Origin of the sequence: Pseudomonas sp. RA_105y_Pfl2_P56, assembly GCF_963970845.1 — a bacterium.
Classification (GTDB): domain Bacteria; phylum Pseudomonadota; class Gammaproteobacteria; order Pseudomonadales; family Pseudomonadaceae; genus Aquipseudomonas; species Aquipseudomonas baetica_A.
The window spans coordinates 15273-38693 of the sequence record NZ_CAXAPL010000047.1 but is presented as its reverse complement, the minus strand read 5'-3'; the positions used below and the strand labels follow the sequence as shown (position 1 = coordinate 38693).

General features: G+C 56.6%; 18 protein-coding genes. 4 read left to right on the top strand and 14 right to left on the bottom strand.

What is annotated here, in order from left to right; all coding sequences use genetic code 11:
- Positions 1–16: 16 nt before the first annotated feature.
- The 7 genes from AACY11_RS24425 to AACY11_RS24395 form a co-directional block, all read right to left on the bottom strand.
- Positions 17–466, bottom strand: coding sequence for a DUF1795 domain-containing protein (locus AACY11_RS24425; protein WP_339495899.1), 450 nt, complete (start codon positions 464–466; stop codon positions 17–19).
- 31 nt (positions 467–497) lie between these two features.
- On the bottom strand, positions 498–2453 hold the full coding sequence (locus AACY11_RS24420) for a type VI secretion system Vgr family protein (RefSeq protein ID WP_339495897.1): 1956 nt from the start codon (positions 2451–2453) through the stop codon (positions 498–500).
- Between the two features lie 116 nt (positions 2454–2569).
- Entirely contained in the window at positions 2570–3085 is a 516-nt protein-coding gene (locus AACY11_RS24415; protein WP_007918282.1) for an Hcp family type VI secretion system effector, read from the bottom strand.
- A 994-nt stretch (positions 3086–4079) separates the two neighbouring features.
- The gene (locus tag AACY11_RS24410) at positions 4080–5234 is read right to left on the bottom strand and encodes a TniQ family protein (RefSeq protein ID WP_339495895.1); all 1155 of its coding nucleotides are present in this window, start codon (positions 5232–5234) and stop codon (positions 4080–4082) included.
- Positions 5234–6124, bottom strand: a complete 891-nt coding sequence (locus tag AACY11_RS24405; RefSeq protein ID WP_339495894.1) for a TniB family NTP-binding protein — start codon at positions 6122–6124, stop codon at positions 5234–5236. Before AACY11_RS24405 ends, AACY11_RS24410 begins: the two co-directional genes overlap by 1 nt.
- Positions 6121–8013, bottom strand: coding sequence for a Mu transposase C-terminal domain-containing protein (locus AACY11_RS24400; protein ID WP_339495893.1), 1893 nt, complete (start codon positions 8011–8013; stop codon positions 6121–6123). The genes AACY11_RS24405 and AACY11_RS24400 overlap by 4 nt, the downstream gene beginning before the upstream one ends.
- A 1-nt stretch (position 8014) precedes the next feature.
- Positions 8015–8674, bottom strand: a complete 660-nt coding sequence (locus AACY11_RS24395) for a TnsA endonuclease N-terminal domain-containing protein (protein WP_339495892.1) — start codon at positions 8672–8674, stop codon at positions 8015–8017.
- An 8-nt stretch (positions 8675–8682) separates the two neighbouring features.
- Between AACY11_RS24395 and AACY11_RS24390 the strand changes: the two genes are divergently transcribed.
- Positions 8683–9384: an ATP-binding protein gene (locus AACY11_RS24390; RefSeq protein ID WP_339495907.1), complete on the top strand. Its 702-nt coding sequence runs from the start codon at positions 8683–8685 to the stop codon at positions 9382–9384.
- On the opposite strand, the gene AACY11_RS24385 is transcribed toward AACY11_RS24390, so the two are convergent.
- The 3 genes from AACY11_RS24385 to AACY11_RS24375 all read right to left on the bottom strand — a co-directional run bounded on the left by AACY11_RS24385 (position 9381) and on the right by AACY11_RS24375 (position 13890).
- Positions 9381–10595 (bottom strand): aldose 1-epimerase family protein, encoded by a 1215-nt coding sequence (locus tag AACY11_RS24385; protein WP_339495891.1) that lies wholly within the window; start codon positions 10593–10595, stop codon positions 9381–9383. The genes AACY11_RS24390 and AACY11_RS24385 overlap by 4 nt on opposite strands.
- Positions 10596–10805: 210 nt before the next feature.
- Positions 10806–12782, bottom strand: a complete 1977-nt coding sequence (locus AACY11_RS24380; RefSeq protein ID WP_339495890.1) for a methyl-accepting chemotaxis protein — start codon at positions 12780–12782, stop codon at positions 10806–10808.
- A gap of 187 nt (positions 12783–12969) precedes the next feature.
- Positions 12970–13890 (bottom strand): LysR substrate-binding domain-containing protein, encoded by a 921-nt coding sequence (locus tag AACY11_RS24375; protein ID WP_339434281.1) that lies wholly within the window; start codon positions 13888–13890, stop codon positions 12970–12972.
- A 159-nt stretch (positions 13891–14049) separates the two neighbouring features.
- Between AACY11_RS24375 and AACY11_RS24370 the strand changes: the two genes are divergently transcribed.
- The gene (locus AACY11_RS24370) at positions 14050–15444 is read left to right on the top strand and encodes a NorM family multidrug efflux MATE transporter (RefSeq protein ID WP_339464694.1); all 1395 of its coding nucleotides are present in this window, start codon (positions 14050–14052) and stop codon (positions 15442–15444) included.
- A gap of 49 nt (positions 15445–15493) precedes the next feature.
- On the opposite strand, the gene AACY11_RS24365 is transcribed toward AACY11_RS24370, so the two are convergent.
- Positions 15494–17167 (bottom strand): putative bifunctional diguanylate cyclase/phosphodiesterase, encoded by a 1674-nt coding sequence (locus AACY11_RS24365; RefSeq protein WP_339433768.1) that lies wholly within the window; start codon positions 17165–17167, stop codon positions 15494–15496.
- A 262-nt stretch (positions 17168–17429) separates the two neighbouring features.
- On the opposite strand from AACY11_RS24365, the gene rep reads away from it, so the two are divergent.
- Positions 17430–19439, top strand: a complete 2010-nt coding sequence (gene rep / locus AACY11_RS24360) for a DNA helicase Rep (protein ID WP_339433769.1) — start codon at positions 17430–17432, stop codon at positions 19437–19439.
- A 59-nt stretch (positions 19440–19498) separates the two neighbouring features.
- Positions 19499–20071 carry a xanthine phosphoribosyltransferase gene (locus AACY11_RS24355; RefSeq protein WP_003229440.1) on the top strand — a complete coding sequence of 191 codons (573 nt, stop codon included), beginning with the start codon at positions 19499–19501 and terminating at the stop codon, positions 20069–20071.
- A 125-nt stretch (positions 20072–20196) separates the two neighbouring features.
- Here the strand turns inward: AACY11_RS24355 and AACY11_RS24350 are convergent, their stop codons facing one another.
- The 3 genes from AACY11_RS24350 to AACY11_RS24340 all read right to left on the bottom strand — a co-directional run bounded on the left by AACY11_RS24350 (position 20197) and on the right by AACY11_RS24340 (position 23402).
- Positions 20197–22119, bottom strand: a complete 1923-nt coding sequence (locus AACY11_RS24350; RefSeq protein ID WP_339433770.1) for an acetyl-CoA hydrolase/transferase C-terminal domain-containing protein — start codon at positions 22117–22119, stop codon at positions 20197–20199.
- A gap of 135 nt (positions 22120–22254) precedes the next feature.
- Positions 22255–22671: a c-type cytochrome gene (locus AACY11_RS24345; protein WP_221730929.1), complete on the bottom strand. Its 417-nt coding sequence runs from the start codon at positions 22669–22671 to the stop codon at positions 22255–22257.
- Positions 22672–22853: 182 nt separating this feature from the next.
- A complete protein-coding gene (locus tag AACY11_RS24340) occupies positions 22854–23402 on the bottom strand; it encodes a cupin domain-containing protein (protein ID WP_221730870.1) in 549 nt (182 codons plus the stop codon).
- Positions 23403–23421 lie beyond the last annotated feature (19 nt).

Below are 23421 nucleotides of genomic sequence, written 5' to 3'. Positions count from 1 at the left end.
TTTATGTCGGGAGTCCTTAGGGTGTTGCGGTGACAGGAGAGTGCTGCTCAAAGCTTGCCAGAACGTTCACCCATAGCTGATTCAACTGATCGTCGAATGGCACCTGACTGGTGGCGGTAAAAATCAGCGCCCGGTCAGGTCCGACAAAGAAAGCGGCCTGGCGCTGGTAAACCGGGCGACCATCGCTTTGGTAGTGCGCATCGACTTGCAGGCCGGGTATCGGCGATTGCGCAGAAAGTTCGACATGGACGGTGCTCTGGCGTTGGTATTTGCGCAGCTTCGCCGCAATCAAACTGACCTGACGTTCGACGTAGTCGGGCAAGGCTTCGCTCGGAAGTGTGTTATCACGTGAGACGGTCAGGCTAAATGGCGCCGGCAGGGTGACACCCGGCACAAACATATTGACGCTGCGGTCCTGAAAGCCTGTTGGCAAAGTGAGTTTGCCTTCCTGAATAAAATAATCCATTTACTCGACTCTATTTTGTTGGGTTGCGGGATCAAGAGGCTGGTTGTGGCGGATTGGAGAAAACACTTTCGACCCTGCCATCGATGGTGCCTTTTGCGCCATCAGCACCAGGGTCCGTAGCGGCAGCCCCGCCAGGCATGTTGATATCGAGATTGCCCCCGGTATTGATCTGTGCATCGCCTGTTACGGAGAAGTTGAACTTCGTGCCATACAGATTGATCTCTCCACTGGCATTCATCTCGAAAACACTCTGGCCGCAGACCAGACGCAGTTGCATCCCAGCCTCCATCAGGTATTGAGTTCCGGCGCTGTCCTGTTTGGCGCCGCCAACTTGTAGCGTGTCATTGACCTTGACGAATCTGACGCGGTTTTGGCCTATGGTGATGGTTTCGTCCTGACCAACCGAATGAACCCGATTGACTCCGACCCAATGGCTTTCATTGTTTTCGACGGTGCAGTCCTGATCGCGCTGGGCATGGATGTAGATCTGTTCCTGTCCCTTGCGGTCCTCTACCCGAACCTCGTTGGAGCCGCCGCCCCCAAGACTGCTGTTGGTTTTGAAAACGCTCCGGGTTTTGTTTGCCGGTAGCGGATATGGCACAGGTGTGATTTTGTTCGGGACACAACCAGTAATTAACGGCTTGTCAGGATCGCCTTCCACGAAGGTGATGAATACCTCCATGCCGATGCGCGGAATCACCACTTGGCCAAAGCCCGGGCCCGCCCAACTGGATGCCACACGCACCCAGCAACTGCTGTTTTCATCGAAACGTCCCTCGCGGTCCCAATGGAACTGAACCTTGACTCTGCCGTACTGATCGCAATGTATTTCCTCACCCTCAGGTCCAGTTACTTTCGCCGTTTGGCTGGCCAGAACCGGTTTTCTGAGCGTCATGGAGGGGCGGAACAACGTGTCCCAGGGAGTGGCGGAGAAAGTGTTGCGATAGCCCTGCACAAAACCATCCGCAGGCTGCGCATTACTGGTGATCGACTCCTCGAGCACTTGTGGTTGCAGACCTTCGTGGCAGACCTCGGTCAGCAGCCAGAGATCGTTCCACGCGGTACGTGGATGGTTAGCCAGTGTCAGGAAGTGACCGCTGACCAGAGCCGGCTCGTCGCTGTTACCTCTCACCAGACGGTAATCCGTGCGATGACGCTCCAGTGCACGCTGACTCAGTAACTTGCCACGTTCACGACTGATGAATTGACCTGGGTAGTCATAGTCTTCAAGGTCTGGCTGCTGCGCCTGACCTTCAGTCTGGTGCTTTGCCTCCAGCAGCATGCTCGGTTTTTCAAAGTCATAGTCACGCCGCGTAGTACGGCTGGTACGAGCCTCCACCCGCAAATCAAACCCCTTGACCACTGGCTTGTCCGCGACCATACCGGTGCCGGCCTGATACTCGGTTGGCTGACTTAACTTGGGAAACACAGTCTGATCATCACCAAACACCAACAGGTGGCCCGTTTGATTGTGCTGATGGTGATAGTGAATACCTTCCTCACTGCACAGGCGCTGGACAAACTGCAGGTCTGACTCGTCGTACTGCACGCAGTAGTCGCGTTCGGGGTAAACCGTACTTAATTGGAGCTGATAGGCATTGCTCAAAATGCCGTGCTCTTCCAGTACCTGCGCGATGATCTTGTTGACCGGCAGGTGTTGAAAAATGCGCTGGTTGATTCGGTGACTCAAATAAGCAAGTTGCGGAACCAACGTCAGGCTGTAGCGGGCCAGACGTTTGCCGCTGGCGCCTTGTTCCACTCGATGGATGATCCCGTGAATTCCGTCCCCTCTATCACTGAAAGCGAGAAAAGCGGGCTTGTGGAGCAAGCTTTCAAGGTCCAGTTCGTGTCGCTCGCTGACCAGCTCCACATCGAAGGTATAGGGTGCGCTGATAGCCTCCTTGCCGGAAAAGGAGAGCACCTGGAGATCACTCTGAACCCCTTCGATAGTCAGGCTGAAGTGAGTCTGATTGGCTGAACTGAACATCCGTTGTTCCTCGTGCAGTGCTGCGGCGCGAGCCTCATCAGCAGATCAAAGATTCTTGAAGGGCAAAGCAACATCGACCAGCAGAGCTGGCCGATGTGTGAAGCGGCCAGCCGTAATTAAACGACTGGAGCACGCCAGTCATCGGAACCCGAAGTACCGGATACTTCGTGGGTCCAGGTGATTTTGCGGTAGGTGAACTGCACTTCTTCCAGGTGGGTGAAGTGCGAGTTGCCTGGATCCTGACAGTTGTGCATTTTGTTGTTGATGGCGACGATGATCGCGTCTTCCAGTTTGGTGGTGTAGTAGTGCTCTTGGGTGCCTTGAGCCGAAGTGCGGTACCACTGGATAACGATTTCGCTCATGCGCTCGCCGGAGGTCAGGGCAGCTTGCAGCAGAGGCGAAGCCTTGTCGTAGACCTTGGTGATCACAACAGGCTTGTGCACGCGCTGACCGGTTGGCTGACCGGATTGTGGGTCACGCGGGATGATCACGTCGTGGGTGAAAGCCTGAACCATGACCTGGTCTTCGTGGCCTTCCTGGTAGGTGTTGCCAACGGAGTCGGCTGTGAAGGCGCCGGCAGTGATCAGGCCTTGTTTTTCGCCGGTAACCGACATGTACGCTGGTGTTGCCATGGGGTGCTCTCCTTGCGGATAAATTTAAGGTGCCCGGGAGGCGAAATCGCCCGGTGGGTGCCGAAGACATATCAAGTAGCGTGCCAGGTTTTGCGAAGTGCCCGGGAGCCGGGAGTTAAGCTGCACCTGATCGGGTTTTTGACTGTTTTTCGTGCGGATTTGAGGTCTCAAGTGCGCAACTTCTTGCGCAGTAGTGCGCAAGAAGTTGCGCACTCGTCTGTACAGAAGGGATTACGTGGGCTGTAGGGATGTGTCCACACGGTTATCCACATTTGAGTGCGCAAGAAGTTGCGCATAAAGGCAAAAGGCCATTATCCGATTGAATCTCAAATCTGTGGCGTGTAATGGGGAAGCCTGCAGAATTCGGAAAAACTTACACTAATACTTTGGGCCGCTAGCGGCGGGCGATATTCAAGGCTGTCATGACCGTGTCGATAGGGGCTCCAGAATTGCTTTCCTATCTTCGAAACGACCGCCGGTATAGTCAAGCCGCCCTGATGGGTGCGCTGCAACATAGTGCTTCCCGGTTCTCCACCTCGACATGGTGCAGGTGTTAAGCGACGGAGCCGTCTCTAGCTCAGCCTCAACTGCGGCGTTTTAAGCTGCCCGACGCGCGACGACAAAAGCTTTGAAATCAGGTAGTGACTCCTCTATCCTCACATCACACTCATGACTGGACGGCACATCACGCACGTCTATCAACTTCAGGTTGACCACTACAAGGCAAGCCGCCCAATCTCCGGGTGAAGAAGATTTTTAGACAAATGCGGAGCTCGGGCAGCCTAGTAACCCGATCACTGGTCAAGTCGAATGCAACTGGGTGGTCAAGTCCATGCAATTACGCAGCTGATAGCAACCGCAGACTGTACAGGCAGGCATCTTGTACACGTTCTAGTAGCGAATAGAGGGCATGAGTCCCGTCTAATTCCAATCACGCATTAAGCATTTCAATCAGACCAAGAGATCATCGTGCTTAACTGCCAAACGCCTGGAGCTAGAGGACACGTCTGTGGTTGTCCTTCCAGAGTCCAACCGCCCTACGAGCAACATCCCTTTTGATGCCCATCAATGTACCTAAGGAGTCAGTGGTGACATCAATGTTGGTGATGAGTAGGTGATTAGCAGCCGCCTCCACCTCCTCGTACGACGGAAGGTATGGCCTGGTATCCAGATGAAGTGCAACTTGACGTTGCAGCCAATACGGATACATCCGAAGGCTGTCGTCAAAGCGTGACCGAGTGAAATGCGCCTCCTTGAAAACCTCTAGAAAACGCAATGGCCAGTCCCAAATCAGCCACAAACCAGCTGCCAGCAGGTTAAAGCGTCTAATCGTGGTCTGGTACTCAAAGTCTCGATTCGACTCGATGTCGAAGCTCACGTCCAGGCGCTCACTAAGAGCCGCCCGGACCCTTTCGCCATGACGCCCTCCAATGACGCCGAGCAAAATTCGCAGTCCGTTGAAGAAAGAGAGGCTGGAGCAAATAGAAAGCGGCCACCCGCTCCACTCGTTTGCTTCGAGCATATTCAGCATGCCGCACATGAGTTCGCGGGACTGAGCATAGGGCCATTTAACTTTTGTAGGCTCGGCCGTCCCCAGATCAAAACCACAGTGGTGGCACAAACGAAGTGAAAACGGCGCAGGGGATTTGAGCCATCCCATTCCATGGCGGTGAAATGCCACTGGAGACTCACAGTAAGGGCAGTGCCGCAACATCAGACAATGATGCTCTCGGCAGATAGTGCAAAACGCGAGGCGCCAAGCACGCCGATAGTAGGGCTCCGTATCACCTAAAAGACACAAAGGACAGAATTGCATACCCTCCCGGCGTCGAGTCCGATGATAGATGCCCGCCGGCAACAACCAGATTGCATCGCCAAAGACCGGTAGCGTCTCAAACAGCATTCCCTCGTAGTAGCTAAGGGTCAGGGATTGAATAGCAAGCTCCGACTGGTGGGTGTGACTCTTCAAAACTTCCAGTAGCGCTAACGGAGGGTGCCGGTCGATATCCCGACTCCAAATCGGCGCCTTGTACTCCAGCAGACTGAAATAGAAGGTGTGTAGCGCAAATACGTTTGAAAACGCCAACCTCACCATCCAGGACGAGAGCAGTTCGCCCTGACGTGGCTGAGGATGAACAGGGAGTATCATCAGACCCTCGAAGCTAATCGGGTTCGCTCATCCGGCGGGATGTAGCGACACTCGTTCATGACCTCCATCGTAATCTGCTCGGTGCCTGTCACGATGGCATACTCAGTGGCAGCGTTAAGCAGTAATGAGAGTTCACCAATGGTGCCGCCACTCATTGCCAGCGCCTTAGCCGCTAGACGACTCTCATGCAAACCAGAAGGTTTACGCAAGGGAAGCAACCGCTCGAACGATGCCAGCAATTGCCTGAACTCTTTGTTCATTTCCCACTTTGGCAAAAATTCTGGATGAAAGCGGTTCTGGATCTGAGGATCGATACTCACAGCTCGCAGAAGATCACCCGTCCCACAACCAACAATTGAGATTTGCAGCTCATTGCTCAAATATTTAAGCATGTTGAGATATTGCTGCTGCTTTACGGACGAACCCGCTAACATATTGTGCAAGTCATCAATAATCAAAATCTTGAGCTGTACTCTTCTCATTATCCTAATTGCGCGCAGGCGTTTAACATCTAGTGATGAGCGCGGCACACTCTCAAACAAGTGAACAAGTATTTCAGAGTACACGCTTGCTTCCGACGGAGTCGACGGCGACTCAATTCTCAAAACCGGACAAATAATGTTTTCACCACCCGGGTTCTCTTGAGGGCGGTTCTGGCCATAAAAATAGTTAATTAAATTTGATTTTCCATTATTACTACCCCCAATCAAAAGCATGTTCGGCATTCGTGTTTGCCGAGGAAAGTTCAACAAGCGCTCCAACTTATTCAACGTTTCTAGCGCACGGGGATAACCAATCCAGCGAGGCTGATCAAGCCAACGAAGGCGAGACGGCGCGTCAAGCTCGATACACCCCAGAGTGTTAGGGTGTAGGTGGGAGTAAGTAGTCATCCTGAAAACTTCTCAACTTCAATATTTTCGAATGGTTTTATATTTTCTTCAGAATAATCTGATTCGATAACTTCGTCAGCTACTAAATTCACCGGTGCTCGGCCTTGCTGGACAACAGTCCAACTTTTCATCCTTTCTTTACGCCTTAAGCTTCTTTTTTCGGACGTGCGCCTCTGTTTGGCCAAACGGGTTCTTTCGATAGCCTCATCAATCATATCTCGCATGATTTTGACGCCTTTGAATATCATGTCTTCATTGATATGTGCATGCGGATTTTCCTTTTCCTTTTTTACAACCGCCTTCAACTCCCAAAGACTTATAGCCGCGTGTGCGCTATTAAGATACGGAATCTGCACATATGCATGCGTATCAGGATCAAGAAAATAAACTGAGCTAATATCCCTAGGATCGTAAGCAAATATGAATTTACGGGATCTCTTTGTAACCGGATCTATAATACCAATCCATTTGCGCAAAACAGGAGAGTAGTAATTTATATAATTGATCAAAACCCCGTTTTGCTGAACCGTCCTCTCTAAGTAAGGAGTGAAATCGAGTCGGAATTTCTCCTCATCCTGCACAGGAGCTGGCAAGCCCACTCCAAGCTGAGTATCCGTACCGTGGACAAATTGGTTATAAAGATTTATCGGAGGGATATCATTTATACCGGCGTGAGTCTTATGATGATATCGATATACGACAAATACGGCAAACCACAGCTCGAGCTCCTCTAACGTCATACAAGCGCGGCCTTCAGAATCGTACTTCAATTTCGACTGGACATTAGAGAAAGTCGTGCCCGGTATAGTATGGGCCTCTTGCATAAACGTTCTGAATGCACGCTCCACATGCGGGCCATAGTTTGGCTGTTTTTTAGGCCTAAACTCAAGGATGATATTATGTTGATCACAAGCTCGCTTGAGCATGTTACCTTGAAATTCCTTAGCATTATCTACGTGAATTTTAGTCATTTTCCCGTAAATAGGCCAATCAGCAAAGATATCTCTTTTGGCTAGCCAGTGTTCCTTTCTCAAAACAGCATGAGCAATACACAAACCAGCGGACATAGCACTTGGGCTTTCGAGGGTTAAATAAAATCCTGTAAGCATTTTAGTCGCCACATCGATCGCAATTGTTAAATACGGACGACCGATCGGCAATCGATGTTCTTCATCAACAACAATGACATCCATTGGTGAATGGTCGATTTGAACAACTGCGTTGGGATAATCCCCGCCAGGAAAACCACCGCGATGTGGTATAAGATCATCCCTAACTTTTTCGTAGCCAAAACGCTCTCGGGTCAGCGTTTCCTTGTCGATATTTTTGACTCTAAAATATATAGTATTCAAATGTGGAGACGGCAACCCAGCTGCACGACAAGCTACACCTATCTCATTACACAGATCTGGTACTCTCGGTCTTTCTTTCGTAAGGTAAAAATTCTGAATTTTATCTTGTATAACAGCTTCGACTTTTTCACCCAAACGCTGCCCGCCTTTATCCGTGCGTTCCGCACGAGCTAAGGAAGACACCAATTCTTGATCGTTATATTTTTTTAACCATCGATAAATCGTGGGAACACTGACACCGGAGGCGTCTGCAACTTTTTTAACATCCGCAGCTACTCGCCCATTACTATTCAAAAGAGGGCGTATTATCTCAAATCGTCGAACAATTCTATTCCATTCTTCATTTTTATTCAGCAACAGGGGCGACTTTACTGATCTTGCGCTTGGCAGGCTAAGTGATAAATCACTCACTCGAACTAGCTCAGTTGCTCCAGATTCTATAATGCGGACAACTGCCTCGGTGAGCCCCTTGATCTCTACCAGCACCGCTGCATCTGTAAGCCGGTACACCAGTTGCCCAGGGACGAGAGTCTTCATATCAATCCTCCAGCTTCCAAATTCTGGAAGCCATGCATAACGGCGTTTCCAGATCGCACCCTATTTTGTTTACGGAAATCAGATGCCATAGAACCGGTATTAGCTCAACTCTACGAGCTACGCTTTCTGCAAGATGGGTCAATATAGATTCAGGGGTGGCCTCTCCCAGCTTTTCTAGAGCGGAGATCAATCGGTCCGACGCGCTCGCAGAAGGAATCCGATCCAAAAATGGCCAGAGAAATTTTATGTTCGTGAGGTAGGGGGTTCTGATTTCACGTTCGGTGAAGACCTGAAAACGCCACCCTCGCAGATCACAATAAGCTTTGGCTGCGCGAAATTTGGGCATCAGGATTTTCCATTGCTTACGAAAATCACTTCTGAACTTAACTTCGTAAAGCACGGATGGCTCTAGTGATTTACCCTCTTTGAAATGGATGAGCCCATCTGGCGTAAATTTGCGTTTCTCGCCCTCAGCAGTTCTATATTCGATGGTTAGAGGCTGGGCAAGGAAGCTGTGAACGCTCGGATTAAATCGAATGAGCTCCATCAAATCGCGTTCCAACGTGGACTCATACTGTCCCATTTTAGGAACAGTACCCCTAACGCTCCGCTGCCTCACCCCGATGTCCCGTACAGGCTGATTGTTGACTTCGCGCTTCATTCGCAGATATCTCTAGAATTTCCTACATATTCTCATTTATTTATGGGTTTTACAGTGGCAGCTCCAAACCGCAGCCCGGCGAAATCACCCTCGCCCACCATGGCGTGCTGTTCCTCGATGAGTTGCCCGAGTTCGACCGAAAGGTACTGGAGGTACTGCGCGAGCCATTGGAGTCCGGGCATATCGTGATTGCGCGGGCCAAGGATCGCGTGCGTTTCCCGGCGCGGTTTCAGTTGGTGGCGGCGATGAATCCGTGCCCCTGTGGATATCTTGGCGAGCCGAGCGGCAAGTGTTCGTGCACACCGGACATGGTGCAGCGTTATCGCAATAAACTGTCGGGGCCGTTGCTGGATCGGATCGATTTGCACCTGACGGTGGCGCGGGAAGCAACGGCGCTGAACCCACAGGTGAAGCCGGGAGAGGACAGTGCCAGCGCAGCGGCGTTGGTGGCCGAGGCGCGTGAACGACAGCAAAAGCGTCAAGGCTGCGCCAATGCATTTCTTGATCTTCCGGGCCTGAAGAGGCACTGCACGTTATCCACAGCCGACGAATCCTGGCTGGAATCAGCTTGTGAACGGCTGACGCTATCGCTGCGCTCGGCCCATCGGTTACTCAAGGTCGCCAGAACCCTGGCTGACCTTGAGCAAGTCGATGCAATCAGGCGTGAACACCTCGCCGAAGCGCTGCAATACCGGCCGGCGACGCCTTAATGCTCGGTCAGATCAACCAGCGGTGTCTGCCGTACTTCGGTTGCACGCCCGGCCTGAATCTCGGTCACGCGTTTCAAGGCGTTATCCACAGCCCCTTTGTCCGCCAGCAGGCTGTAGCTGATCTGGAACTGTTTGTGTTCCTTCGGCGCAATGGTCGGCACCAGACTCAGCGGGCGCTGATAGCGGCGGTTGTAGGAGAAACTGGTGCCTGGCTCCAGCCCCGTGACATAGCCCTGCCCTTGGGTGTCAGTGTTTTTCCACAGGGAAAACACCGGCAATTGCTGGGTATTGAAGCCGACGGAGACACCAAGGCTGCCGGCCTTGTTGTGCAAAACGGCCAGGGTCTCGCCTTTGGCGTCGGCATAGGGCACGACATTGTAGACGGTTTCGTCGTAGTCCTTGGTTGGTGCGCGATACGTCTGCCAACTCGCCAATTCATCCTTGGCCTTGTCGTTGAACGGCGACACCTGTTTTACCGGCGCAGCAAAACGTGCGCCCTGTTCGAGGAACGGCGTGCTGAAGTTGCTGTGATACAGCGCCTGGTATTCCTTCGGATAATCGCCGTTGTTGGTCAGCGTATCGTTGAGTGCGAAACGCACGCTGCCGGGCTCGGTGACCAGTTCGGTGGCTACAGAGAAATCGACTTTCTTGAACGCCTGCTCTTTCAACTCGCCACGCAGGCTGATGGCGTAAGGCGGTTTTTCGTCGATGTGCAGCGTAACGGTACTGGCCGGAATGTTGGCAGCGCGTCCGTGCAGGGTCAGCAACTCACCCTTGTCCATGCCGGGATGGCCGACCCATTCGTAGCCGCAGCGGGTCACCAGTTCATTGAAACCTTCCAGCCAGCCCAATCCGCCGCGGCCATTGAGTTCGATGAATGCCGGGTTGACCACCTCCTTGACCGGCGAGTCCCACCCCATGCGCACGTTGCCAACGGAGGCGTGCAGGACATTCATGCCACGGGTCGGCACCACCGAGAGTTTCATCGTGCCATTGTCGATATCAACGATGCTGACACCTTCCTGCCGCCCGCCATGGAGGGTACGCAAGCTGACGGAGAAGGGTTTGTCGGTTTTCACACCGAGCTGTTCACTGGTGATGCTCCAGTTTTGCGCGGGCTTATTGGTATCGAGGAGCACGTAATCCCAAGCCATGGCGTGGGAAGCAGCGGACAGCGCGCCGAGTGCGGCAACGAGTTTGAGCAGGGTCATGGCAGCAGCCTTTATTGGAGTTGTGCCATTTTTATAGCGCTGCGGAAACGATTCAGCAAGTGTAATGACGGAAGTAGAGCTGCGATTGATCCGCGCAAGCAATTGCGGGCAAGTCCGCTCCCGCACGGTTCAACGGCGAGCACAATTTTTGCGCACAACCGATATACCTGTGGGAGCGGGCTTGCCCGCGATGGCTGTTTCAGAGGCGCATCAACGAAAACGATCAACCTCGGAACGCAAGTCCGCCGCCAATTTCTCAAGCTCTTTAGCCGTCACCGCAAGGTTGGAAACAACCTCACGCTGTTCACTGTTGGCCAACGCGATGCTCTGCAAGTTGCTGCTCAGCAAGGTCGCCGTGCTGCTCTGCTCCTGGGTTGCGGTGGTAATCGCGGCAAACTGTTGCCCGGCCGAGCGACTCTGCTCATCGATCCGCGCCAGTGCCGAAGCGACATTGGCGTTGCGCGACAAACCTTCCTGCATCAGCACATTGCCTTGTTCCATCGTGCTGATCGCATTACCGGTTTCCTGCTGAATGCTGTGGATCATGCTGGAAATTTCATCGGTGGCCTGACGCGTGCGCGAGGCCAGGCTACGCACTTCATCAGCCACCACGGCAAAGCCGCGACCTTGTTCACCGGCGCGGGCAGCTTCAATCGCCGCGTTGAGCGCCAGCAGGTTGGTCTGTTCGGCAATCGAGGTAATCACGCCGACAATGCCACCGATTTCCTGGGAGCGCTGGCCGAGGGTGTTGATCACCGTGGCGGTGCTGTTCAGGGCGCCCGCGATTTGCTCAAGCGACGACGAAGCCTCTTCCATCGAGCTGCGACCAATCTGCGTTTGCTGGGCATTTTCCTGAGCCAGACGCTGAGTGGCACCCATGTTGTCGGCGATGTCCAGCGAGGTTGCGCTGAACTCTTCAACCGCGCCGGCCATGCTGGTGATTTCGCCGGACTGCTGTTCCATGCCGTCGTATGCGCCACCGGACAGGCCGGAAAGTGCCTGCGCACGGCTGTTGACCTCTTCCGAGGCACGGCGGATGTGCTCGACCATGGTCGACAGCGCCTGGCTCATCTGGTTGAACGCGCGAGACAGCTGACCGATTTCATCATTGCTGGACACATTCAAACGCACGCTCAGATCACCGGCGCCCAGGGCTTCAGCCTGACGTACCAGGTCGCTCAATGGCGCGAGTTTGCTGCGCAGCAACCAGACCACGGAACCGACCGCCAACAACATCGCCAGCAGGCTGCCGATTGCCAGTTGGGTGCCGACGCTCCAGGACACCGCGCGAATCTCGGCTTTCGGCATGCTTGCCACCACCGACCACGGCCCGCCGTCGAACGGCACCGATACGCTGTAGAAGTCTTCAGCCTTGTCGCTCCAGAACTGGCCCTTGCCCGGCGTCTTGGCCAAACCGCTGATCACTGCAATCGCTTGATCCTGCGCCTGCACGCCGGCTGGCGGAACCAGCCATTTGTTATGCTCATCCAGCAATGCCAGCGAGCCCGTCTGGCCGATGCGGAAGCGCTTGAGGTTTTCAAATTGGGCGTTTTGCGCGTCGGTGTAGTCGAAACCGACGAACAGCACCGCAATCACCTTGCCGCTGCCGTCGCGCACCGGGGTGTATTGGGTCATATAGGAGCGATCGAACAGCACGGCACGACCCACGTAGCCCTGCCCTGCCATCAACTTCGCATAGGCCGGGTGAGTGTGATCAAGCAAAGTACCGATGGCGCGCGTGCCGTCCTGTTTGGTCAACGAGGTGCTGACCCGCACGAAATCTTCGCCGCTGCGCACAAACAGCGTGGCGACGCCGGCGGTCATCTGCTGGAACTCGTCAACTTCCTTGAAGTTGTTGTTCATCACTTCGCCGCCCAGGTGCAGGCCCGGCGTCTGGGTGCCGGCAACGGTCACCGGCTCACTCGGGTGAATGCTCAAACCTGTGCTGAATCGCTTTTCGAACAACCCGCTCAGGCGCTGCGTGCTTTCACGCAAGGTGCCGTGGAAAGTGCTCAGTTGGTCAGCCAGCAGGCGGGCCTCACTGGCCAGATGCTCTTCACGAGTGGCGAGGTTGGCGGTATCCAGCGAACGCAGGGCGAAAACCGTACTGCCGCTGATGACAATCGCCAATATCACAGCGAGCGCGAGGCCCAGTTGTGAGGCGATCCGGGCGCGAGGTTGAGACATGGATAGCTCCTGGCCGAGCCACCGGATCCTCCTTGATCGCAGCACTTGCTCGGAAAATTCTAAGAATGGGGTGAATCGCGGACACCGGCACGACGGTTCCACAAGCACGTATTCGGCGGAAAAACCCAATACTTGAGCAATTAGCAAGGTTATGGCACAAGGCCGGCATTGTGAGGGCTCGAACGTTTCAGCTCAAGCGAACGACGGTCGGCAATTCCATGGCGCGGACTTCACCTTGCAGAAAATCACTCAGACGGCGCAAACGTTCACCTCCCGGACGGGTTTTGGGCCAGACCAGGTAATAGTTGAGTCCACTGGCAACCGCGGTCGGCCACGGCAAACTCAAGCGACCTTGCGCGACATCTTCGGCGACCATCAGCAGATCCCCCATCGACACGCCATAACCCCGAGCCGCCGCGATCATGCCAAGCTCCAGCGTATCGAACACCTGCCCGCCCTTGAGCGACACCTGATCGGACAGCCCCATGCACTCCAGCCAACTGCGCCAATCGCGTCGATCCGGGGTCGGGTGCAATAACTCGGTGGACGCCAGTCGCGCGACGTCCCACGGCTGGTCGTTGAGAAGATTGGGGGCGCCCACCGGGATCAGCTCTTCGGGAAACAGCAGACTGGCTTCCCAGTCCGGCGGGAAATGGCCGTCGCTCAGCAGCACGGCACAGTCAAAGGGCTCATCGTTGAAATCCACCGAATCCACATCCATCCAGGCACTGGTCAGTTGCACCTCGTTGCCCGGTTGCAAATGGCGGAAGCGACTGAGCCGTGCCAGCAGCCAGCGCATGGTCAGTGTTGACGGGGCTTTCATGCGCAGGATGTCGTCCTCGGCGCGCAAGGTGTTGCAGGCCCGCTCAAGGGCGGTAAAACCTTCACGGATGCCCGGCAACAACATGCGCGCCGACTCGGTGAGTTGCAGGTGGCGCCCGCTGCGGTGAAACAAGCGGCAGGCAAAATGATCCTCAAGCGTGCGAATGTGCCGACTCACTGCACTTTGGGTGATCGACAGCTCTTCAGCGGCGCGCGTAAACGAGCTATGCCGCGCCGCCGCTTCAAATGCGCGCAGGGCATACAAAGGAGGAAGACGACGAGACATTCATAAAGCTCCTATAGCGGGACGAGAGCAACTTAGCAGAATCCGCTCAGGATGAGTTTTAATCATGCCACCCATCCTTTTTATCCCTTTGTGCAATCGCGTGCATGCGCCGAGAATCGACGGTCTCCAGTTCCCTCTGTCAATCGAGTGGTGATGACCATGCAGCATCCTGTGCGTACCGAACTCTGGGCCATCCTGCGGCTGGCAGGGCCGCTGATTGCTTCACAGTTGGCACACATGCTGATGGTGCTGACCGACACCTTGATGATGGCGCGCTTGAGTCCCGAGGCTCTGGCTGGCGGCGGTCTCGGCGCGGCGACTTACTCGTTCGTGTCGATTTTCTGCATCGGCGTTATCGCTGCGGTCGGTACGCTGGTGGCGATCCGCAAGGGCGCGGGCGACATCATCGGTGCCGCACGCCTGACCCAGGCCGGGTTATGGCTGGCGTGGCTGATGGCACTGGGCGCCGGGCTGCTGCTCTGGAACCTCAAACCGGTGCTGCTGCTGTTCGGCCAGACCGAAACCAACGTCAACGCTGCGGGCCAGTTCCTGATTGCGCTGCCATTCGCCCTGCCCGGCTATTTGAGTTTCATGGCCCTGCGCGGCTTCACCAGCGCGATTGGCCGGGCGACCCCGGTCATGGTCATCAGTCTGGCCGGCACTGTGGCCAACTTCCTGCTCAATTACGCACTGATCACTGGCATGTTCGGCCTGCCGAAACTCGGGCTGATGGGCATCGGTCTGGTCACGGCGATTGTTGCCAACTGCATGGCGCTGGCACTGGCCTGGCACATTCGTCGGCACCCGGCCTATGACGCTTATCCGTTGCGCGCCGGCCTGTCGCGGCCTAACCGCCAATACCTCAAAGAGCTGTGGCGCCTCGGCCTGCCGATTGGCGGCACCTATGCGGTGGAAGTCGGGTTGTTCGCCTTCGCAGCGCTGTGCATGGGCACCATGGGCAGTACGCAATTGGGCGCGCATCAGATCGCTCTGCAGATCGTTTCGGTGGCGTTCATGGTGCCGGCGGGATTGTCATACGCGATCACCATGCGCATCGGCCAGCATTACGGCGCCGGGCAACTGAACGATGCGCGGATGTCCGGGCGGGTCGGGATCGTGTTCGGCGCGGTGGCCATGCTCGGGTTTGCGATGGTCTTCTGGCTGCTGCCAAATCAGTTGGTGGGCCTGTTCCTGGATCACAATGATCCGGCGTTCGCCGAGGTGATCAGGCTGGCGGTGAGCCTGCTGGCAGTGGCGGCGTGGTTCGAGCTGTTCGACGGCACCCAGACGATTGCCATGGGCTGCATTCGCGGCTTGAAGGACGCGAAGACTACATTTCTGGTCGGGCTCGGTTGCTATTGGTTGATCGGTGCGCCGGCTGCGTGGTGGATGGCGTTTCACCTGAACTGGGGACCGACGGGCGTCTGGTGGGGCCTGGCGCTGGGCTTGGCGTGTGCGGCAGTGAGCCTGACACTGGCGTTTGAGTGGAAGATGAAGCGGATGATTCGGCGCGAGCCTCAATCGCAAGGCTTCAATATCGCTCAGGCTGAATAAAATTCCCCTGTGGGAGCGGGCTTGCTCGCTCCCACATTGGGTTTTGTGTTCAGCTCACGATTTCCATTACTGGCTGTTGGCTGGAACCGAACGTCAGGTACTCAACCAACTCCGCCAACGGCAGCGGCCGGCTGATCAGATAACCCTGCACCTGATCGCAAGCAAAGCCGCGCAGCAACTCCAGCTGTTCCGGGGTTTCCACCCCTTCGGCCACCACTTCCAGATGCAGGTTGTGCGCGAGGTTGATCATTGCGTGCACCAGTTTGCGGTTCTCTTCGCGCTGCTCCATGCCGCCGACAAAACTCTTGTCAATCTTCAGCAAGGTGATCGGCAGGCTGTTGAGGTGCACAAACGACGAAAAACCGGTGCCGAAATCATCCAGCGAGAAGCGCACGCCGAGGCGACCGAGGGCGTCCATGGTCTGTTTGACCAGATCGCTGCGGCGCATGACGGCCGTTTCGGTGAGTTCGAATTCCAGCCACTGCGCCTCGACACCACGTTCGGCGATCAAACGGCTGAGGGTCGGCAGCAACTGACTGTCCTGAAACTGCCGGAACGACAGATTGATCGCCATGTGCAGCGCTGGCAGTCCGCGCTCGCGCAGCGCCTGCATGTCCCGCAGCGCCCGGGAAATCACCCAGTAACCGAGCGGCACGATCAGACCGCTCTGCTCAGCCAGCGGCACGAATTCGCTGGGCGGCAACAGACCACGCTCGCCATGACGCCAGCGCACCAGAGCTTCGAGGCCGACGATCTGCCCGTCTGCAAGATTCAAACGTGGCTGGTAATGCAGCTCCAGTTCATCGCGGCGCAAAGCCCGGCGCAACTCGCTTTCCAGGTCAGCCATGCTTCGCGCGTTGCGGTTGATGCGCTCGTTGAAGATATGAAAGGTGCAGCCCTGGGTACTCTTGGCTTGCTGCATGGCGATGTGCGCGTGCCACATCAGCGGATCGGCGCCGCCCTGGGCGCGGGCATGTGCAATACCAAGGCTGGAGCCGATCAGCAGGCTTTCGCCATCGACCCAATACGGTTCGGCCAAGGCTTCGGTGATCCGTTCGGCCATCCACTCGGCGCGTTGCGGGGCCCGGCGGGTGTCGATCAATAAGGCAAATTCGTCGCTGCCCAACCGCGCCAACTGATCGCCGGCCTCCAGCTGATTCTTCAGCCGCGACACCACTTGCAGGATCAAGCGGTCGCCGGCCTGATGGCCGAGGGCGTCGTTGGCGTGGCGGAAGTTGTCGAGATCGAGATGCCCGAGCGCCAGACCACGGCCGTCGTTTTCCGCGAGGCGCGCCGCGAGCAAGGTCTGAAAACCCTGACGATTGGCGATACCGGTCAGCGGATCCTGTTCGGCGAGGCGTTGCAGGGTGTTTTCCAGCAGGCCGCGTTCGCGCACATGGCGCAGGCAACGACGCAGCATGCCGGCGTCAAGGGCATCGAACACCAGCCAGTCGCTGACGCCAACGGGCGCGGTGGCTGGCTCTTGGTCCAGCAACAATACCGTCGGCAGGCAGCAACGACCGGGGAGCGGTTGCAACGCGGGAACGGTCAACAGCACCGCGTGGCGGTTGTCTTCGAACAAACGGCGGACCGACTCCCAGCTCGGCGCGCTGATCAGCACCGCCGCGCTCCCCATCGGAGCCAGACACTCACGCAATAACGCTGTCCACGCTGGCTCTTCGGCCAGTAGCAGCAAACGCAAGGGTTCGACAGGCGTAGACAAGCTAGCTCCCTAGACTCTGCAATGATGTGGGCGGGGCATTATGCCGTTGCGCCGTTCAATGACCAAATGACAACGGTTATCAGAACGTTATTTTTTGTCACGAATGAGAACATTAGCCGCAAAATCTCCGCGCATCCTGCGTGAAAGTAACAAAACCGGCAAATTCGAATCGCGTGGTGCGTCACAAGTCGGACAGAGCAGCACAAATCGCTGAGCCTGTTAAAATGCCGGCCCATTTCGTCAACGACTCCCGAATTTTCGTATGTCCCGACTCAATCCCCGGCAGCAAGAAGCCGTGAACTACGTCGGCGGCCCTCTATTGGTGCTCGCCGGTGCTGGCTCCGGCAAGACCAGCGTGATCACGCGCAAAATTGCGCACCTGATCCAGAACTGCGGCATCCGCGCCCAGTACATCGTCGCCATGACCTTTACCAACAAGGCCGCGCGCGAGATGAAGGAACGGGTCGGCACCCTGCTGCGTGCCGGTGAAGGTCGCGGCCTGACGGTCTGCACCTTCCACAACCTGGGCCTGAATATCATCCGCAAGGAACATGCGCGGCTGGGCTACAAACCCGGTTTCTCGATTTTCGACGAGACCGACGTCAAAGCCCTGATGACCGACATCATGCAGAAGGAATACGCAGGCGACGACGGCGTCGACGAGATCAAGAACATGATCGGCGCCTGGAAAAACGACCTGATCCTGCCGCCCCAGGCGCTGGAGAACGCACGTAATCCCAAGGAGCAGACCGCCGCCATCGTCTACACCCACTATCAGCGCACGCTCAAGGCGTTCAACGCGGTGGACTTCGACGACCTGATTCTGCTGCCGGTGAAGCTCTTCGAAGAGCACGCCGACATTCTCGAAAAGTGGCAGAACAAGGTGCGTTACCTGCTGGTCGACGAATACCAGGACACCAACGCCAGCCAGTACCTGCTGGTGAAAATGCTCATCGGCAAGCGTAACCAGTTCACCGTGGTGGGCGACGACGACCAGTCGATCTACGCCTGGCGCGGTGCGCGCCCGGAAAACCTGATGCTGCTCAAGGACGACTATCCGTCCCTGAAAGTGGTGATGCTGGAGCAGAACTACCGCTCCACCAGCCGCATTCTGCGTTGCGCCAACGTGCTGATCTCGAACAACCCGCACGAATTCGAAAAACAACTGTGGAGTGAGATGGGCCACGGCGACGAGATCCGCGTAATCCGCTGCCGCAACGAGGACGCCGAGGCCGAGCGCGTGGCCATGGAAATCCTCAGCCTGCACTTGCGCACCGACCGGCCCTACAGCGATTTCGCGATCCTCTATCGCGGTAACTATCAGGCCAAACTGATCGAACTGAAGTTGCAGCACCATCAGGTGCCTTACCGCTTGAGCGGCGGCAACAGCTTCTTCGGCCGCCAGGAAGTGAAAGACCTGATGGCCTACTTCCGGCTGATCGTGAACCCGGATGACGACAACGCCTTCCTGAGGGTGATCAACGTGCCGCGCCGCGAAATCGGCTCGACCACCCTGGAAAAACTCGGCAACTACGCCACCGAACGCAAGATCTCGATGTACGCGGCCACCGACGAAATCGGTCTGGGCGAACATCTCGACAGCCGCTTCACCGATCGCCTGTCGCGTTTCAAGCGTTTCATGGACAAGGTGCGCGAGCAGTGCGCCGGCGAAGACCCGATCTCAGCCCTGCGCAGCATGGTCATGGACATCGACTACGAGAACTGGCTGCGCACCAACAGCTCCAGCGACAAGGCGGCCGACTACCGGATGGGCAACGTCTGGTTCCTGATCGAGGCGTTGAAAAACACCCTCGAGAAGGACGAAGAAGGCGAAATGACCGTCGAGGACGCCATCGGCAAACTGGTCCTGCGCGACATGCTCGAACGTCAGCAGGAAGAGGAGGATGGCGCCGAAGGCGTGCAGATGATGACGCTGCATGCGTCCAAGGGTCTGGAATTCCCTTACGTGTTCATCATGGGCATGGAAGAGGAAATCCTCCCGCACCGCTCCAGCATCGAAGCCGACACCATCGAAGAAGAACGCCGTCTGGCCTACGTGGGTATCACTCGTGCTCGTCAGACCCTGGCCTTCACCTTCGCCGCCAAGCGCAAGCAGTACGGCGAAATCATCGATTGTGCGCCCAGCCGCTTCCTCGATGAGCTGCCACCGGACGATCTGGCGTGGGAAGGCAACGACGACACACCGACCGAAGTCAAAGCCGTGCGGGGCAACAACGCATTGGCCGATATACGCGCGATGCTAAAGCGCTAGAATTGACCACTTTTTTTACTAGACCTTCGGCGCACAAAACGCCAAATGAGGACAGCTTCATGGAAGCATTGCACCAGAAAATCCGCGAACAAGGCATCGTGCTTTCCGACCAGGTCCTGAAGGTCGACGCCTTCCTGAACCACCAGATCGACCCGGCCCTGATGAAGCTGATTGGCGACGAGTTCGCCACGCTGTTCAAGGATTCGGGCATCACCAAAATCGTCACCATCGAAGCCTCGGGCATTGCCCCGGCGATCATGACCGGTCTGAACCTCGGCGTGCCGGTGATCTTCGCCCGCAAGCAACAGTCCCTGACCCTGACCGAAAACCTGCTGTCGGCGACCGTTTACTCGTTCACCAAAAAGACCGAAAGCACCGTGGCCATCTCCCCGCGTCACCTGACCAGCAGCGACCGCGTGCTGATCATCGACGACTTTTTGGCCAACGGTAAGGCGTCGCAAGCGCTGATCTCGATCATCAAGCAGGCAGGCGCCACCGTCGCCGGCCTGGGCATCGTCATCGAGAAGTCGTTCCAGGGCGGCCGTGCCGAGCTGGATTCGCAGGGCTATCGCGTTGAGTCGCTGGCTCGCGTTAAATCGCTGAAGGACGGCGTTGTAACCTTCATCGAATAAAGCCACACCGCCCCCTGTGGGAGCGGGCTTGCTCGCGAATGAGTAGTGTCAGTCGAGATCCTGGTTGACTGATTTACCGCTTTCGCGAGCAAGCCCGCTCCCACAGTTGGTTTTGCAGCAGGCCGTTAGTTCGCAGTGGCTTTGAGGCCCGTGAGCAGCAGGCGCTGGAACAGGTCATCCTTTAACCCTTCCGGATTCTTGAGCTGCATCCGCTCCAGGTGTTCAGGGAATGTTGAAGCGTCTGGCGCATCCAGCGCGGCCTTGCCCAGTTCCAGAATCTCAGTCAGCTTGAACTTGCTCTTCAACCAGTTCAGCGCCCGCAACAGATCCCGCTCGATCATCGTGAAATCACAGCCCAACGGATACTCCGGAAACAGGTTCGGGTGTCGCGCGGCAATCGCCTGCAAGCGTTGCGGCGTGTTATCGGCAAATCGTGGATCAATGCGGAAATCCTTCGGCAGTTTGCCGACTGTCTGCGCCTGTTCGATCAGCCCCGCCTGGAAGCGCGAATCGCTGATATTGAGCAACGCCTCGATCACCGCTGCGTCGGTCTTGCCGCGCAGATCGGCAATGCCGTACTCGGTGACGACGATATCGCGCAGATGCCGTGGAATCGTGCAGTGGCCGTATTCCCAGACGATGTTGGAGCTGACGTCGCCCCCCGATTCGCGCCAGCTGCGCAGGATCAGAATCGAGCGTGCATCGTGCAACGCGTGGGCCTGGGCGACAAAATTGTATTGCCCGCCGACCCCGCTGAGCACCCGTCCGTCTTCGAGCTGATCCGACACGCCGGCGCCAAGCAGGGTCATGGTGAAGACGGTGTTGATAAACCGTGCATCAAGACGCTGCAAACGCTTGAGTTCTTCCTGCCCATACAACTCGTTGATGTAGCTGATGCGGGTCATGTTGAATTCGAGGCGCTTGCTCTGCGGCAACTCGCGCAGACGCTGGTAAAAACTGCGCGGGCCAAGGAAGAAGCCGCCGTGCACCGAGATGCCGTCAGGCTGCGCGGCCTCATCGAGGGTGCCGGCGTTGGCCTGCTCTTGCGTGTGGACATCGGGGTAGACCTTGCGCCGGATAATCCCCGCATCCGCTAGCACCAGCAAGCCGTTGACGAACATTTCGCTGCAACCGTAAAGGCCTTTGGCGAACGGTGCGGTGCCGCCCTCACGTTCGATCAATTGCGCCCACTGGCTGACATTCACGTCTGCCAGCAATGCCCGATATCCTGCGTTATCCGCCTGGCGTGCCAGCAACGCAGCCGTCAGTGCATCGCCCATAGAACCAATGCCGACCTGCAACGTTCCGCCGTCACGCACCAGCGTACTGGCATGCAGGCCGATGAAATGATCCTGAAAGCCAACCGGCATGTTCGGCGTGGAAAACAACGTGGTGCTGTCCTTCTCGTCAATCAAAAAGTCGAAGGTATCGATATCAACCTCGGCATCGCCGGGCATGTACGGCAAATCGGTATGCACTTGGCCGACCAGCAAAATCGTCTCCCCCGCCGCGCGACGCTTGGCGATCATCGGCAACAGGTCGAGGGTGATGTCCGGGTTGCAACTCAGGCTCAAGCGGTCGGGATGCTCACTGCTGCTGGCGAGCAACTGCGCGACCAGGTTCAGGCCGGCGGCGTTGATGTCGCGGGCGGCGTGGCTGTAATTACTGCTGACGTAGTCCTGCTGGGCCGGGGGACTATTGAGCAGGCTGCCGGGCTGCATGAAAAACTGTTCGATGCGGATGTTGGCGGGCAGGCTGTCGCGGTGCAGGTCAGCGAGGAAATCGAATTCCGGGTAATCGCCGAAGACGCGGTCTACGAAGGGCTCGATGAAGCGTTTCTGCAAGCCATCGCCAAGGCTCGGCCGCCCCAGGCACAGGGCGGTGTAGATCGTCAGTTGCCGCTCGGGCAGCCCTTTGATTCGCCGGTATAGCGCGTTGACGAAATGATTGGGTTTGCCCAGCCCCAGCGGCAAACCCATTTGAATATGCGCCGGCAACCGCGTGAGCACGTCGTCCACTGCCTGTTCGATTGAACACAACTGCACCATCTGAAGCCTCCCGCCCTTTGCGTGAATAGAGGTAGACCGAGCTTGCCGCTACTTTGCTGCAATGAACAGCCCAGGGTCAGAATCGCAGGCACAAAAAAACCGTCCGAAGACGGTTTTTTTCATCAAAAGAGCGCCTTACTTCAGGCCGGACATCTTCTGGATAGCGCCCTTGAGCTCGTCATCCGTGCAATCAGCGCAGGTGCCTTTCGGCGGCATCGAGTTAATGCCCGTGATGGCTTTGGCCAGGATGCCGTCGAGGCCGCCCTGGTGATCGGCGCGTTCTTTCCAGGCGGCGGTGTCACCGATTTTCGGTGCGCCCAGCAGACCTGTGCCATGGCAAGCGTTGCAATGTTTGGCAATCACTTCGTCCGGGGTTTTCGCCCCGCCGCCACCGCCGGCGGTCGCTGCCACTTCCATCCCTTTGCATTCCTGACCTTGTACACACACCTGGCCTACGGGCTCCAGGCGCTTGGCAATGTCGTCATTCGTCGCAGCTTGAGCGCTGACAGCCCAGAGGGCCAGTACGGTTGCTGGTGCAGCCAGCATTTTCATAATTAGGTTCACGCGTTCACCCTCAATGGTGGCTATTCACGCCTGCGGCCACGGTTCGCAGGCGGGCGCAAGTATAGCGGGTAGCCCGCCACACTGAAACAACCCCAAAGTTAAAGGGGTCTTGTTGCACATCGCTAAAACGGTTCGGGTGCCTTCGCCATAGTGGCCTGGCGCCTCTTTGTTTAAAAATTCGCCGGCGTGGCTGCGCTGATTAGTCGCGCGGGCAAGTCGAACGGATTGCGGAAACGATGGGGCTTGGTACTTTCAAAATAGTAGCTGTCGCCGGCTTCGAGAATAAAAGTTTCGAGGCCCACCACCAGTTCCAGACGACCTTCCACCAGAATCCCGGTTTCCTCACCCTCGTGGGTGAGCATTTCTTCGCCGGTGTCGGCGCCCGGTGGGTAGATTTCGTTGAGGAATGCGATGGCCCGGCTCGGGTGTGCACGGCCGACCAGTTTCATGGTCACGGCGCCGTCGGAAATGTCGATCAGCTCGTTGGCTTTGTAGACGATCTGAGTCGGTTGTTCCTGCAGGATTTCTTCGGAGAAGAATTCGACCATCGACATGGGAATGCCGCCCAGAACCTTCCTCAGCGAACTGATCGAAGGGCTGACGCTGTTCTTTTCGATCATCGAAATGGTGCTGTTGGTGACGCCCGCGCGCTTGGCGAGTTCACGCTGGGAAAGCCCTTTGAGCTTGCGGATCGATTGCAGTCGTTCACCGACGTCCAAGGCTGGAGCCTCCTGATGT